The following is a 13,774-nucleotide window of genomic DNA, read 5'->3' as shown; positions in this document are numbered from 1 at the left end:
CGATAGGCCCGCTTCAGGCTTGGAAAAGACAGAGCTCAAGCGACTCTGCATTCGTCGTGATCGAGAAGCCCGGCGCCTTGGGGGGCAGATAGCACGTCATCGATCAATCTCGCTGAGCATCGCGCAGGACGAACAGCCAATCAAACCGGTCGGCGGGCCATGGCCCTGCGTCGCAGCAATGGGCAAAGTGGGGATTCAGGAAGCAGATCGAGCACCATCTAGGTCAATACCGCCCGGTCCGCATGGGCCCTGCGACGAAGGGCGGGCGACCAGAACAAGGCGATCACCGCACCTCGGCCCATCTTCATCGCATCGACACACTCGCGACGAGGGCGGGCCCATTTCGTTCGCTTTCAGACTGGATCTGTATAAACCTTAGCGCGTGGAGCCCGGCAAGGTTGATGTTCGTTGAGCCGACTCATTCGTACCCCTTGTGGACGTGCCACACCACCGCTGAGTTGCAGATCACCACGGGCTCAATCAGAGCGCCTTTACCGCCTGTACTTCAACCGCTAACGTTGCGCACAGGTCGGCCCCCTCGTGCAGCCTGATGTGGACGTCGTTCTCTCCACCATGCGCGCCGACGAAACGCAACGTCGTTTCACCCGGCACCCCTGCCTTGGGCGGCAGGCGATGAACGTGGTACTCGCCGGGCAGGATGGGAACTCGCTGGCCAGCGACCGTCAAGCCGGTCAGTCGTCTACCGTCAGGAACACAAACTTGATAGCACTCGGCGCTCATCTCCGAGCCTCCGTTGCCTGTGAGTTCAGTCCCGACGCTTTTTGCTTGGCGCGGCGTAGCGTCTCGCGGGCAAGCAGGTATGCACGGATCTGGGACGGCGTCATGTATTGGCGCGAACCTGACGAGCGTCCGGACTTGGTAGCGGCGGAATTCGACTTGGCCATGATTCGGTACCCCAAGCAAATCGGATGATGTTGTTCAAAGGTGGGCCGCAGCCCCCACGGTCACTTGTCGGAGCAAGCTTCCGTGGGCCGCGAAGCGTTGGGCGCAGGCATCAAGCCACGCGCACCTCGATGCGGCGCTGCGAAGCCAGCTCTCGACGAGGGAGCTCGATGCGCAATACGCCTGCCTCATAGGTCGCCTTCGCGCGCTCGACATCTACGGGCACTGGCAACTGGATGTCACGCCGGAAAGTGCCGTAGGCACACTGCACGAGCGCATAGTTGCTGCGGGCGCGTTCGCGGTCGTAACGCTTGCGTCCCACGACGCTGAGCGTCTCTGACGAGATCATTTCGATCTGAAAGTCTTCCTGTGCCATGCCAGGAGCCTCCACGCGGACCATCAGCTTGTCGTGTGATCCGTAGACATCCACGGCCATGAAGGACCATCGGGTGGGCGGCAACCAGCTATCGGCGTGGCCGGCCTGGGCCGGCGTGCCGCCTTCAGCATCGGTGGATTGGGCGTCTTCGGTCTCGTTCCAGAAGCGCGTCAACGCGCCATTGGCCCGCGCTCCCAGTTCGCGCCAGCCCTCCGTCAGAGATTCCCAGGCTTGGCCGGCGCCATGCTTCAACTGCTCTGCAAGATGGGTCATGGTTTCGGCCCTCCGGTCAACCTGCGGTGACGGCGATGCGCCGGGGCTGTGCGTGCGCCTGTTTGGGAATGCGCAGGGTCAGCACCCCGTCCTTGAGGTTGGCGTCGATCTTGGACGTGTCCAGTTCCCGGCTCAACGTGAAGCCGCGGCGGTAGCGGGGTGCGCGTAGCTCGGCATAGATGGCTTCCAGGCCATTGGGCGTCTGGGGTTGCACTCGTCCCTCAATGAGGAGCGAATCGCCCTCCACATGCAGTTCCAACTGATCGCGAGGAACCCCAGGCATGTCAGCAAGCAGCGTGATGCCGGTTTCGTCCTCGAAGACATCCACATCCGGCGTCACGGCGCGCTCGGTGGAGGCGTTGTCCACAGCAGCCTGGGACTTGTCGCTTTGAGTAAGTTCCTTGCTCATGATGTCGACTCCTTCTTGGCAGCGATTACTGGATGGCGATGCGCTTGGGTTGCGCCGCTTCGCGCCGCGCGATGCTCACCTGCAGCACGCCGTCTCGATAACTCGCCTTGACCTGGTCCGGATCAACGTCGTCGGGCAAGGCGACGGTCCGGTCAAAGCGGCCGGTGGCGCGCTCTCGCGCATAGAAACGCTGGCGCTCAGTCCCGGAAGACGGTTGTACCCGCTCGCCGGCAAGGCGCAGGACGCCGCGGTCAAGGGTGACCTCGATCTTGCCGACGTCCAGGCCGGGGGCAAAAGCGTAGACCTCCACGCTCTGCGGTGTACGCCCGACATTGATTTGCGGCACGGTGCCCGACGCAACAGAGCGGATGCTGGTAGGCAGCCCTGAGATGCCAAAGACCTCGTCGAGCTCGCGGTGCAAGCGGTCAAATTGTCCGAACAGGCTGTTCGGATGGGTCAGCAATGAATGCAACATGGCTTGATCTCCGTTCAGTGGTGTTCACCGGCCGGGGCTTCCAGCCGGTCGCAGCGGAATTCGGTGCAGGCCAGGACATTTCAAGGGTGATGGCATCTCCCTAGATCTAGGGGCGAGATCAAGCAGTGCAGGCACCGTGGCAAGACGTGGGCGCCCCCGAGGAAGTCGTGCACGGGCCGTCATCGGGCAGAAGTGCAGTCCAGGCGATGCTCGCGGTGCCGATCGACGGCGTGACCGGTTCGACATAGCCGCCTCGCGCTCAAGAACCTGCAGTCAAGGCTGCGCGGCTCAAGGATGATCCAACTGGGCGGTAGACGCGCGGTAGTTCGCTGCCAACTCTGAGAGTGCCTTTGCCCAGCTGAGTGGAATTCGTCACTGCGAAGCTCGAGTCGGCGGACGTGCAGTTCAGCAAATGATGGCTGGCTCGCATCGCGTCGAGGTGCAGGAGATCGCCGGTAAACCGCTCCCTGGCTTCAGGGCTTGCCCAACTGGTCAACGTCCAGGCCTGCGTGCCGAACACCTCGCGCTAGATCGAGTGGCTGATGGGGCCTGGACGCCCCTTCAGAGGCCTTGTCGTTACACCGCGCTGCGCAGGCGTGATTCAAGGGGACCTGCAGGTGGACACATCCCTCTCGATGGCTTAGCCGATCTATTCAAGTCTGCCCTTCAGCTAGGCGCGGAGCTGCCTCTGGTCGAATGTCAGACATGCGGCGCGCGCGATCGCATGCCCCAGTCCCAGAGTCTTTCGCTTGGCAGCGGCAGCACCATGAACCAGTGCTCCAACAAGGCCAGGCTGAGCAGCATCGCCACGAAGCTGCTGGCGGTCACCTCGAAGGCACCGAAGCGTGTCGCTACCGCGCTGTGCCATGCCGCTGCAGCCAGCGCGGTGACGGCGATGATGCTGACGGGGAAGAGTGCGTTGCTGGGCCGCTGGCGGAAGTAGCTGTGCATGTAGCGCAGGTGTTCGGGTAGGAACTGCTCGTTGAGGTTGCGCACGCCCAGGAAGACATTCAGCTTGGCAGACAGCCGCATAAGCCACAGCACGCCAAATGTCCAAAGCGCGAGCTGATTGGGTTGCTGCCAGGTCATTGCCAGGATGGCGCCGCCGAGCACGATCAGCGCGAGCTCGTGATACAGGATGGCCATCACCGCGTGGCCGGCGCGGCGCCAGCCGCGCGCGCCGGGCGGGCAGGCGCGGCGGCGTGGGCCGGTCACATAGCCGAGCAGGAAGCCGACCTCCTGCCAGGCCCAGACCATCAGTGCGGCGGTGAAAGCCAGGTAGGCCCCGGTGACACGGGTGTCAGAGGCCGACACTGCCACACCCAGCAGCGATATTCCAAGCAGCACGGTGGCCGACGCAAACGTCCATTTGTGCGTGGCGCGCGGCAGGCCATTCAGGTACAGGATGACCCCCGTGCTGAACCACCACAGCAGCAGCGTGTAGAGGGCGGGCCAGCCGTGTTGCATGGTCTGGGCTCACCAGCTCGGCGCCACACGCATGTCGCGCGGCAGCTCGTGGGTCTTGGTGGGCAGCAGGTAAAGCCGGCCGAAGCAAAGCGCGGCGCGCGCCGCACACAGGCCTTGCTGCAGCCGTCCGACCAGGCCGCCGCGCGCCTTGGCGAGCTCGGCCGCGGCGGAGATCTCGCACAGCCGGTCCATGCCGGCGCGGAAGACCGGGTGGTCGGTGTCCAGGCTCAGCGGGAAGACCTGGCGCGTGATCTCGGTGGTGATATCGAAGACGCGGTAGTCGTAGTCCGTCGGGTCCATACCCAGCGCCTCGCTGAGCCAGGGCCGCGTATGGTCGCGCACGTACATGGTGGCGTAGACGGCCAGCAGGAAGAAGCGGATCCACAGCTTGTTACCGCCCCGCAGCAGCCCGGGCTGGGCTCGCATGATGAGTGCGAAGGATTCGCCATGGCGGAACTCGTCGTTGCACCAGCGCTCGAACCACCGGAATATTGGGTGGAAGCGTTTCTCGGGGTGGCGCTCTAGCTGGCGGTAGATGCTGATGTAGCGGGCGTAGCCGACCTTCTCTGAGAGATAGGTCGCGTAGAAGATGTACTTGGGCTTGAAGTAGGTGTAGGCCTTGCTCTGCTTGAGGTTGATCAGGTCCACGCCCAGGCCGAAGTCCTTCAGCGACTGGTTGAGGAAGTTGGCGTGGCGCGACTCGTCGCGCGTCATGTAGCGCATCAGCTGCTTGATGTCGGGGTTGCTGACGTGCTTCTGGATCTCGTTGTAGAGCACGCAGCCCGAGTACTCGCTGGTCAGCGAGCTGACCAGGAACTCCTGGAAGTCGCGCCTGAGCTGCGGCGACCAATGGGCGGACAGCTCGGCCACCTCGGCCGCGAACTCCGCCGTTCGCTGGAAGTGGTCGTGGTTGTTGTCGCCTTCGTACTCGGCCAGCATCGCTTCCCACTCGGCGCGGATTGGGCTCATGTCCAACCGGTCCATGGCCGCGTAATCGGTTTTGTAGAAGCGGGGCGTCAGCACCGTTTCCGCCTTGGCCAGGCGGGCGGCGTCCTCGGGGCTTTGCAGTTCAACGCTGTGCGACATGGTCGGCTCCAGAAGACGTGGGCAGCAGCTGGGCGAATACGGCTGAGTTGGTGGGTCCGAAGGACTCAAGGTCGACGCGCCGGTGGGTCCCGGGATCGATCAACGTGAGCCGGCCATCGACATGCGCGACCAGCTCGAACGGCAGCTCCGGGCCGAGGCCCTGGCGCTTGCGCTCGCGCACCAGGCCCCGCATGGTGCTGCGCAGGAAGCCGTTGGTGCCTGGGGCCACGCTGGTCAGCAGCGCGCCGTTGCCGGCATCCCGGACTGCGATGCCGCCGTCATCGCGGTCCTCGAAGCGTAGCTGGCGCGCGCTCAGCGTGGCGGCGTCGGCCTGCTGCACAGCACTCATGCCGGACAGACGCACGGCACTGACGCCGACCAGGCAGCTCAGCACCAGGGCTGCCATGGCCGCCAGCGGCACGATGGGCAGTTTGGCTTGCAGGCTCGCGTTCATGATGAATCCTTGTGCGCGTTCAGGCCGCGTGCGCCAGCGGCTTGGCGACCAGGGTGGGGACGCCGGTGCGCGCGTCGACGGCGCCCACCGCGCGCAGGGGCAGCACGTGGCGGTCAGCCTCGGCCTGTTGCAGTGCGGCGGCCAGCATCTGCGCGATGGCCTGGGCGTTGCTCAGGCCGCGCAGCATGGGTTGGGTTCGCTTGAGCTGCCAAGGCCGCACATGCGGCCACAGGTGCAGATAGGCGATGCGGTCGGTGCCGGCCAGGCTCAGCACGATGTCGCCGCCCTGGCCACGCGGGCGCCAGCCTGCGGAGGCGATCTGCGCGTAAGGCAGATTGAAGGTGATGCTCAGTACCACGCCGACGCGCATGACGACGCGCTTGTTGGTGAGGGTGTAGACCGTTGTTCGGGCCATCAGCCAGGCGATTCCGCCCAGTAGCGACAGGGCCAGCGCGATCAGCGGCAGCATGCCGGCCATGGCCATCAGTGTCTGGCCTAGAGAAGCACCGTCGTAGGCGCTGCCAAGGCCCCGCCAGGCCAGCAGCGCGCCGAAATACACCAGCAGCGCATCCACGTGCAGGGCCTGGCGGGCCAGCAGTAGGGCGTCCGGGCTGCCTTGCCACAGCTGCACCTCGTCGGTCGGCAAGGCCTCGGGCAGGCCGGGGGCCGCCTCGAACTCGTGTTCGTGGGCCGGCGCCAGCACGTTGACCAGGGTGGCGACGGCTTTCACAGCAGCGGCTCCTGACGGCCCGGCGTGGCGTAGAGCGTGCCGGCGCCGTAGTAGGCCATGATCTTTTCCTCTTCCAGCAGCGTCACCTGGTCGGGCGAACGGGTCTTTGGCACGCGTGCGAACTGGTGGCTGAGGATGGACTGCACGCGTATGCGGCGCTGCTCGACGCGGGCGAAGTTCATCGGCAGCAGCACATGGCTGCCGCCGCCCACATCCACTTCCAGGTAGCGGAACAGCATTTCCGAGCGGTCGACCCACAGGTCCACCACCCGACCGCCCTGGGCGCCGTCGTCGCCGAGCACTGGCAGTCCGCGCGGGTCAACGTCCTGGTGGGCCACGCCAAAGCCGGCCGCCACGCGCAGCGGCACGATCTTGGGCAGGCCTTCGTAGGTGAGGTCGGCCACATCGGCGCGGTCGTTCCAGCTGCCGGGCCCGACACCCGCGAGCAGCAGGTCGCCTTCAGGCTGCAGCGGCGACCCGCGATACGCGCCTTCGTGGACCGGCGGCTGGTTGGCCACCTTGCCGTTGGGCACCTGGACGGTGTCGCCGTTGGCCAGCCGGTAGGTCTTGGCCTCGGGCACGGCGGGCCAGCCCTGCACGGTGATGGACCGCGAGCGGTCGGACTCCAGCGGGTAGCCCTCGCGCTTGTTCTCGCGGTGCAGGTAGTAGATCAAGCCTGCAAAGAAGATCCAGAACGCATACAGCACGAGTTGGGCAACGTCGACATAGCCTGTGATGGCACCTGTTTGCATGGAGGCCTCCTAGCCTGGGAACTCGGCCAGCCCAAAACGCTGGCGGGATGAACGGCGTGCGCCTGCGGGGCGAACCAAGGGACCGATGGCGATCAGCGTGCCGAACAGCAGCGCGATCTCCAGGTGATAGACGACGCTGTAGGCCACCTGCGGCTCGGACATCGCGCTGCCCAGCCAGCCGTGGGCGGCCAACGCCTCGAAGCCGTCGCGCAGCGTGCCGCCCAGCGCCACGGCCAGGCCGCCGGCGGTGGCTTGCATGGCGCCCCAGGCACCGAGGGCCAGGCCTGCGCAGCCATGGCTTTCCAGCCCCATCGCCACGACCAGCGTGCTGACCGCGAACAGGCCGCCGCCGAGGCCGATTAGGAAGTTGCCGAAGCGGAACAACATGCCAGAATCCAGCGGCGCCGCGAAGATTACGGCCGAGAACGCGCAGATGCCGATCAGCAGGCCGATGGCGGCGAGGCGGTAGGCGTCAAAGCCCCGCTGCAGCAGCCGGGCGGCGATGGCAAAGGCCAGCACCGAGCCCAGCGCCATGCCGGCGGTCAGCAGGCTGGTGGCGGCCACCGACAGTTTCAGGATCGCGCCGCCGTAGGGTTCCAGCACGATGTCCTGCATGTTGAACGCGGCCGTGCCCATGGCCACGGCAACCAGGAAGCGCCGCGTCTTGGGCTGGGCTGCAAAGCGTTGCCAGACGGCGCGGAAGGGTTCCTGGGGGGCGGCGTCGGGCGCGCGTGGGATGCTGCCCCGCGCTTCCTGCTTCCACAGCGCAAGGGTGTTGAATAGCATGGTCGCGACGGCCGCGCCCTGCACGACGCCCACCAGCCGCGTGGCCGTGAAGTTCTGCAGCACCAGGCCGAAGACCGCGCTGGCCATGACCATGCCCAGCAGCAGCATCACGTACATCAGCGCTACGACCCGCGGACGCGCGTCCGCGGTGGCCTGGTCGGTTGCCAGGGCAAGGCCGGCGGTTTGCGTTGTCTGCATGCCGGCGCCCACCATGACGAAGGCGAGCGCCGCGGCGATGCGGCCGAGGACGACGCCGCCGGGCTGGGCGCTGGCTTCGGCCCCCGGCTGAAGCAGGATCAACGCGAACGGCATGATGGACAGGCCGCCGAACTGCAGCAGCGAGCCGAACCACAGGTAGGGCACGCGCCGCCAGCCCAGAGCCGACAGGTGCTTGTCGGAGCGGTAGCCGACCATGGCGCGGAAAGGCGCCGCCAGCAGCGGCAGTGCCACCATCAGAGACACCGCCCAGGCCGACACGCCCAGCTCCACGATCATCACGCGGTTCAGCGTGCCGACCAGCAGCGCGTAGGCCATGCCCACAGACACCTGAAACAACGCCAGGCGCAGCAGGCGCGACAGCGGGAGCTCGGTGCAAGCCACGTCGGCAAACGGCAGGAACTCCAGGCTCAGGCGTGACCATTTCGAGGCCAGCCGCTGGTTGAGCCGGGCGACGGTCTTCATGGCCGCACCAGCTCCATCGCCTGCGAGGTGTAGAAGCCGCTGGCGACGCGCTGGCTGCGGCGCATGTCCCAGGCCAGCAGGCGGGGGTGAGCGTCCAGGCGGCGCTGCAGGTTGCGTTCGGCCACCGGCACGATGGACGGCGAGCGGTTGCCGCGCGGGAACAGCTTGCCCACGGCCTTGAACACTTCGAGCGCGGGGCTGCTGGGCGCGAACGTGAACAGCAGCGAATGGCGCGTGCGCTCGGCCAGACCGGCGATGACCTCAACCGCGTCGTCGGGCTCGTAGTGGATCAGCGAGTCCATGCTCACCACATGGTCGAACTCGCCCAGCGCCGCGTCCAGCATGTCGCCGGAGCGGAAGTCGATCCTCCCGCCGCTGCTGAACACGGGCTGGCGCTCACGGGCCAGGTCCACCAGCGTGGGGGACAGGTCGATGGCCAGCACCTCGGCGCCGCGCCGGGCGGCTTCAACGGCCAGCGCGCCGGTGCCGCAGCCGGCATCCAGCAGCCGGCGGCCGCGCAGGTCGTCGGGGAGCCAGGACAGCAGCGTGGCGCGCATGCGATCGCGGCCGGCACGGACGGTGGCCCGCACGCGGCCGACGGGCGCGTCGGATGTCAGCCGCGCCCAGGCTTCGACCGCGGTGCGGTCGAAATAGGTCTCGATCTCGCCGCGGCGTTCGGTGTAGTGGGATGTGTTCATCAATCGAATCCGAGGAGGTCGAAGATGTCGCGGTCCTTCATTGGCACACAGCTGTAGGGCTCGCCGCCCAGCCACAGCGCGGCGGCCAGGCGCAGGTACTCGGCCTGCACCTTCTCCAGCTCGGGCGAGTACTCCATCTCGAACAGCGTCGACTTCTTCAGCCGGCTGCGGCGGATCACGTCCAGGTCCGGGAAATGGGCAGCGAGCTTCAGGCCGATCTTGTCGTTGTACTTGTCAATCTGGTCGGTGGCTGCACTGCGGTTGGCGATGACGCCGCCCAGCCTCACCTTGTAATTCTTGGCCTTGGCGCCGATGGCCTGCACGATGCGGTTCATCGCGAAGATGGAATCAAAGTCATTGGCCGTGACGATGAGCGCGCGGTCGGCGTGCTGCAGCGGCGCGGCAAACCCACCGCAGACCACGTCGCCCAGCACGTCAAAGATCACCACGTCCGTGTCTTCCAGCAGGTGGTGCTCCTTCAGCAGCTTGACGGTCTGGCCAACCACGTAGCCGCCGCAGCCCGTGCCCGCAGGCGGGCCACCGGCCTCCACACACATGACGCCGTTGTAGCCTTCGAAGACGAAGTCCTCGACGCGCAGTTCTTCGGAGTGGAAGTTGACCGTCTCCAGCACGTCGATGACGGTGGGCAGCATCTTTTTGGTCAGCGTGAACGTGGAGTCATGCTTGGGGTCGCAGCCGATCTGCAGCACGCGCTTGCCGAGCTTGGAGAATGCGGCCGAGAGGTTGCTGGACGTCGTGCTCTTGCCTATGCCGCCCTTGCCGTAGATGGCAAAGCACTTGGCGGTGCCTATCTGCACGGTGGGGTCCATCTGGACCTGCACGCTCCCGGCGCCATCGGGTTGGCGTCGGTTGCCGATCTCGAGGATCGGGACTTCGGTGGTGGTCATCATGCGGCTGCTTTCTCTTTCGCGGGGGTCACGCCTTCGAGGCGGTCTTCCAGTTCGTCGCCGGCCTGGCGCAGGGCTTGAAGGGTGTCGTCATCGGGCTGCCAGTAGTCGCGTTCATAGGCTTCCAGCAGTCGGTTGGCCACGCGTGCGGAAGCGGTCGGGTTCAACTGGGCCAGCCGTTCACGCATGGCCGGGTCGAGCATGAACGTGGCGCTGAGCTGCTCGTAGACCCAGGGCGCCACCTGGCCGGTCGTGGCCGACCAGCCCATGGTGTTGGTCACATGCACTTCGATCTGTCGCACGCCCTCGTAGCCGTGCTTGAGCATGCCTTCGTACCACTTGGGGTTGAGCATGCGGGTACGGGTCTCCAGCGCGACCTGTTCGTTGAGCGTGCGCACGGTGCCGCCGCCGAAGCTGTCGCGCGTCTGGTCGCCGATGTAGACCGGCGCCATCTGCGCACCGTCGCCGCCCTTGCGCACTTTGGCCCGCCTGATCGCGCGGCTGACGCCGCCCAGCGTGTCGAAGTAGGTGTCCACCGTCGTGACGCCCAGCTCCACCGAGTCCAGGTTCTGGTAGGCCAGCTGCACGTCCGCCAACACGCTCTGTAGCAGCTTGGCGCTTTGCACCGGGCGGCCTGCGCGGCCATAGGCAAAGCCCTTGCGGCGACTGTAGGTCTCGGCCAGCTCGTCGCCGTCTTCCCAGCGGCTGTTGTCGATCAGGCTGTTGATGTTGGCGCCGTAGGCCCCCTCGGCATTGCCGAACACGCGCAGTGCGGCGGTCTCCAGGTCGCCGCCGTGCTCGGCCTGGAAGGCCTGCGCGTGCTTGCGGATGAAGTTCTGCGCCGGTGTCTCGTCGGCCTGAGCGGCCAGAAAGGCCGCCTCAGCCAGCAGCTTGATCTGCAGCGGCAACAGGTCGCGGAAGATGCCCGACAGCGTGATGACCACGTCGATGCGCGGCCGGCCCAGCTCAGCCAGCGGAATGAGATCCGCACCCGCCAGGCGGCCGTAGCTGTCGAAGCGCGGGCGCGCGCCCATCAGCGCCAGCACCTGGGCGATTGGGCCGCCTTCGCTCTTCAGGTTGTCCGTGCCCCACAGCACCATCGCGATGGATTCCGGTAGCGGGTTGCCTGCGCCCATGTGCTTGTCCAGCAGGCGCTGCGCCTGGGCGAAGCCGTCCTTCACCGCGTAGGCGCTGGGGATGCGGAAGGGATCGAAGCCGTGCAGGTTGCGGCCCGTGGGCAGCACGGCGGGCGTGCGCAGAACGTCGCCGCCGGGGGCAGGGCGCAGGAAGCGGCCGTCCAGCGCACGCAGGATGCCGTCGATCTCGCGGTCCTCGGCCAGCAGGTCGTCCATCTCGCTGAGCTGTTGCAGCAGGGCCAGGTCTTCCAGGTCGTCGTCCGCGGTGGGCAAGCCGTTGGCCACCAGCGCCTCGATGACGGCGCGCTCCGGCCTCACGCCGTGCGAGGCCTCAGCGCAGGACATCAGCAGCTCCACCCGCTCGGCCGGGCTGGGCGCCTGGCCCACCACATGCAGGCCGTAGGGAATCAACGTGTACTCGACCTCCAGCACCGCCTCGCAGAGCCGCGCGATGCGGTCTTCGGCGGCAGCGCCCCATGGCGGCTCGGCGGCGGTGAGGTCGAACTCGGCGGCCTGGGACTGGATCATCAGGCTCAGCGCATCGCGTTCGGCTTGGGCTTCGGGCTCCAGGCTGCGGTGGCGCGCCAGCGTTTCCTTCAGCTCGACCAGGCCCTTGTAGAGGCCGGCTTCGGCCACTGGCGGGGTCAGGTAACTGATTAGCGTGGCGGCGGCGCGGCGTTTGGCAATCGTGCCTTCCGACGGGTTGTTGGAGGCGTAGAGATACAGATTGGGCAGGTCGCCGATGAGGCGGTCCGGCCAGCAGCGGGCCGACATGCCGGCCTGCTTGCCGGGCATGAACTCCAAGGCCCCGTGGGTGCCGAAATGCAGCACGGCGTGGGCGGCAAAGTCCTCGCGAAGCCAACGGTAGAAGGCCGAGAAGGCATGCGTGGGCGCAAACCCCTGCTCGAAAAGCAGGCGCATCGGGTCGCCCTCGTATCCGAAGGCGGGCTGGATGCCGACGAAGACATTGCCGAAGCGCTCGCCCAGCACAAAGATGTGGCTGCCGTCGCTTTGCTGCTTGCCGGGCGACGGGCCCCACTGGGCCTCGATTTCCTTCAGGTGCTTCTCGCGACGCAGATGCTCGTTGGCGGGGATGCGGTGGTGCACATTGGCCATCGCACCGAAGTGCGCGGCGTTGCCGGTGATGATGCTTTCGCGCAGCGCGTCGACAGAGGCCGGCATGTTGACCGTGTAGCCCTCGCGCGCCATGGCGGCCAGCGTGTTGAACAGCGACTCAAACACCGACAGGAAGGCGGCCGTGCCGGTGGCGCCCGCGTTGGGCGGGAAGTTGAAGACGACGGCAGCGACGCGACGCTCGGCGCGCTCGCTACGGCGCAGGTCCACCAGCTTGCCCACGCGTGCGGCCAATGCGTCGGCACGCTCGATGCAGCTGTGCATGTCGTGCGCGTCTATCTCGTTCTCGAAGCGGCAGGCGTGGCTGCAGCCGGTGCAGGCGATGTGGGTGGCGTTGGCGCGGCCGCCGAACACCATCGCGCCGGTGGCGCCGTCCAGCTCGGGGATGGCCACCATGATGGTGGACTCCACCGGCAGCAGGCCTCGCTGCGAGCCGCCCCACTGGTCCAGCGTCTGAAACTCGATGGGATGCACGGCGAGGTATGGCACGTCCAGCGCGGCGAGGATGTCCTCGGCCGCCTTGGCATCGTTGTAGGCCGGGCCGCCCACCAGCGAAAAGCCGGTCAGCGACACCAGCGCGTCGATCTGCGTGCGGCCGTCTGGCGTGTGGAAGTAGGCGGTGATGGCCGGGCGCTGGTCCAGCCCGGTCGCGAACGCGGGGATCACGCGCAGGCCGCGTGCCTCAAGCGCGGTGATGACGCCGTTGTAATGGTCGGCGTTGCCGGCCAGTACATAGGAGCGCATGAGCAGCAGGCCCACCGTGCCACGGGTGCCGGTGGTGGCCACCTTGGGCAGAGCCTCCAGCGAGGTGGCCATGAGGCCTACGGCGCTGGGGTGGCTCATGCGCGGGTGGTAGAGGCCCACCTCGGGGTACTCGATGGGTTGCTGTGGCTTGGCGGCGGTGCGCATCGTCTTGCGCGGTCCGTCGGCATAGCGCTCCACCAACAGGCGCACCATGTTGTCGATGTTGCCCTGCGAGCCAGCCAGCCAGTACTGCAGGGTCAGGAAATAGGCGCGCACGTCCTGGGCCGTGCCGGGGATGAAGCGCAGGATCTTGGGCAGCATGCGCAGCGTCTTCATCTGCTGTGCGCCGGCGGTGCCCTTGTTGCCGTCGTCCTTGCCCGGCGGCTTGCCACGCAGGCGCTTCAGGAAGGCCATCGCGCCGGTGGCGGGCGTGGACATGTCGAAACGGCCCATGCGGGTCAGCTTGGTCACCTCGGCGGCGGACATCGCGCAGACCATCGCATCGCAGTGCTCGCGGCGCGCCTTCAGGTCCGCCAGGATGGGCATGAAGTGGTCTTCGAGGAAGAGCATCGACGCGATGACGATGTCGCCCGTGGCGATGTCGGCCTTGCAGCGGGCCAGCGCGGCGGGGTTGTCGCCCCACTCGGCGGCGGCGTGGACCGTGAGGCGCAGGCCGGGCAGGGCTTTGGACAGCGTCACGTTTGCGCGTTCGGTGGCGCTGGCGAGGTGGCTGTCCATGGTCACGATGACCACGTTCATGGC

The 13,774-nt window shown here is 66.8% G+C and carries 13 protein-coding genes; all 13 read right to left on the bottom strand.

Annotation, left to right across the window (positions count from 1 at the left end):
• Positions 1–480 precede the first annotated feature (480 nt).
• On the bottom strand, positions 481–741 hold the full coding sequence (locus tag AC1D29_RS24050; RefSeq protein ID WP_477902212.1) for a hypothetical protein: 261 nt from the start codon (positions 739–741) through the stop codon (positions 481–483).
• 274 nt (positions 742–1,015) lie between these two features.
• Positions 1,016–1,552 carry an Hsp20/alpha crystallin family protein gene (locus AC1D29_RS24045; protein ID WP_477902210.1) on the bottom strand — a complete coding sequence of 179 codons (537 nt, stop codon included), beginning with the start codon at positions 1,550–1,552 and terminating at the stop codon, positions 1,016–1,018.
• Between the two features lie 16 nt (positions 1,553–1,568).
• A complete protein-coding gene (locus AC1D29_RS24040) occupies positions 1,569–1,961 on the bottom strand; it encodes an Hsp20/alpha crystallin family protein (RefSeq protein ID WP_477902208.1) in 393 nt (130 codons plus the stop codon).
• 25 nt (positions 1,962–1,986) lie between these two features.
• A complete protein-coding gene (locus tag AC1D29_RS24035) occupies positions 1,987–2,436 on the bottom strand; it encodes an Hsp20/alpha crystallin family protein (protein WP_477902206.1) in 450 nt (149 codons plus the stop codon).
• 699 nt (positions 2,437–3,135) lie between these two features.
• Positions 3,136–3,903: a putative photosynthetic complex assembly protein PuhE gene (gene puhE, locus AC1D29_RS24030; protein WP_477902204.1), complete on the bottom strand. Its 768-nt coding sequence runs from the start codon at positions 3,901–3,903 to the stop codon at positions 3,136–3,138.
• A gap of 9 nt (positions 3,904–3,912) precedes the next feature.
• Positions 3,913–4,989, bottom strand: coding sequence for a magnesium-protoporphyrin IX monomethyl ester (oxidative) cyclase (gene acsF / locus AC1D29_RS24025; protein ID WP_477902202.1), 1,077 nt, complete (start codon positions 4,987–4,989; stop codon positions 3,913–3,915).
• On the bottom strand, positions 4,973–5,443 hold the full coding sequence (gene puhC / locus AC1D29_RS24020; RefSeq protein ID WP_477902200.1) for a photosynthetic complex assembly protein PuhC: 471 nt from the start codon (positions 5,441–5,443) through the stop codon (positions 4,973–4,975). The genes acsF and puhC overlap by 17 nt, the downstream gene beginning before the upstream one ends.
• 19 nt (positions 5,444–5,462) lie before the next feature.
• Positions 5,463–6,173: a photosynthetic complex putative assembly protein PuhB gene (gene puhB, locus AC1D29_RS24015; protein ID WP_477902198.1), complete on the bottom strand. Its 711-nt coding sequence runs from the start codon at positions 6,171–6,173 to the stop codon at positions 5,463–5,465.
• Positions 6,170–6,925, bottom strand: a complete 756-nt coding sequence (gene puhA, locus AC1D29_RS24010) for a photosynthetic reaction center subunit H (RefSeq protein ID WP_477902196.1) — start codon at positions 6,923–6,925, stop codon at positions 6,170–6,172. Before puhA ends, puhB begins: the two co-directional genes overlap by 4 nt.
• Positions 6,926–6,934: 9 nt before the next feature.
• On the bottom strand, positions 6,935–8,392 hold the full coding sequence (locus AC1D29_RS24005) for a BCD family MFS transporter (protein WP_477902194.1): 1,458 nt from the start codon (positions 8,390–8,392) through the stop codon (positions 6,935–6,937).
• Positions 8,389–9,090, bottom strand: a complete 702-nt coding sequence (gene bchM, locus AC1D29_RS24000; RefSeq protein WP_477902192.1) for a magnesium protoporphyrin IX methyltransferase — start codon at positions 9,088–9,090, stop codon at positions 8,389–8,391. The genes AC1D29_RS24005 and bchM overlap by 4 nt, the downstream gene beginning before the upstream one ends.
• Positions 9,090–9,998 carry a ferredoxin:protochlorophyllide reductase (ATP-dependent) iron-sulfur ATP-binding protein gene (bchL, locus tag AC1D29_RS23995; RefSeq protein ID WP_477902190.1) on the bottom strand — a complete coding sequence of 303 codons (909 nt, stop codon included), beginning with the start codon at positions 9,996–9,998 and terminating at the stop codon, positions 9,090–9,092. The genes bchM and bchL overlap by 1 nt, the downstream gene beginning before the upstream one ends.
• Positions 9,998–13,771: a magnesium chelatase subunit H gene (locus AC1D29_RS23990; protein WP_477902188.1), complete on the bottom strand. Its 3,774-nt coding sequence runs from the start codon at positions 13,769–13,771 to the stop codon at positions 9,998–10,000. Before AC1D29_RS23990 ends, bchL begins: the two co-directional genes overlap by 1 nt.
• Between the last annotated feature and the right edge of the window lie 3 nt (positions 13,772–13,774).

The organism is Roseateles sp. P1_C6 (assembly GCF_056406315.1).
Note: the sequence above shows the minus strand (reverse complement) of the source record. Positions and strands in the feature narration are given on the sequence as shown.

What these genes read in the sequence shown, in the direction of transcription:
- bchM (WP_477902192.1), bottom strand. Translation starts at nt 9,090, where the DNA reads ATGAACACATCCCACTACACCGAACGCCGCGGCGAGATCGAGACCTAT.
- bchL (WP_477902190.1), bottom strand. Translation starts at nt 9,998, where the DNA reads ATGACCACCACCGAAGTCCCGATCCTCGAGATCGGCAACCGACGCCAA.
- AC1D29_RS24005 (WP_477902194.1), bottom strand. Translation starts at nt 8,392, where the DNA reads ATGAAGACCGTCGCCCGGCTCAACCAGCGGCTGGCCTCGAAATGGTCA.
- AC1D29_RS24045 (WP_477902210.1), bottom strand. Translation starts at nt 1,552, where the DNA reads ATGACCCATCTTGCAGAGCAGTTGAAGCATGGCGCCGGCCAAGCCTGG.
- puhE (WP_477902204.1), bottom strand. Translation starts at nt 3,903, where the DNA reads ATGCAACACGGCTGGCCCGCCCTCTACACGCTGCTGCTGTGGTGGTTC.
- AC1D29_RS24050 (WP_477902212.1), bottom strand. Translation starts at nt 741, where the DNA reads ATGAGCGCCGAGTGCTATCAAGTTTGTGTTCCTGACGGTAGACGACTG.
- AC1D29_RS24035 (WP_477902206.1), bottom strand. Translation starts at nt 2,436, where the DNA reads ATGTTGCATTCATTGCTGACCCATCCGAACAGCCTGTTCGGACAATTT.
- puhC (WP_477902200.1), bottom strand. Translation starts at nt 5,443, where the DNA reads ATGAACGCGAGCCTGCAAGCCAAACTGCCCATCGTGCCGCTGGCGGCC.
- puhA (WP_477902196.1), bottom strand. Translation starts at nt 6,925, where the DNA reads ATGCAAACAGGTGCCATCACAGGCTATGTCGACGTTGCCCAACTCGTG.
- acsF (WP_477902202.1), bottom strand. Translation starts at nt 4,989, where the DNA reads ATGTCGCACAGCGTTGAACTGCAAAGCCCCGAGGACGCCGCCCGCCTG.
- AC1D29_RS23990 (WP_477902188.1), bottom strand. Translation starts at nt 13,771, where the DNA reads ATGAACGTGGTCATCGTGACCATGGACAGCCACCTCGCCAGCGCCACC.
- AC1D29_RS24040 (WP_477902208.1), bottom strand. Translation starts at nt 1,961, where the DNA reads ATGAGCAAGGAACTTACTCAAAGCGACAAGTCCCAGGCTGCTGTGGAC.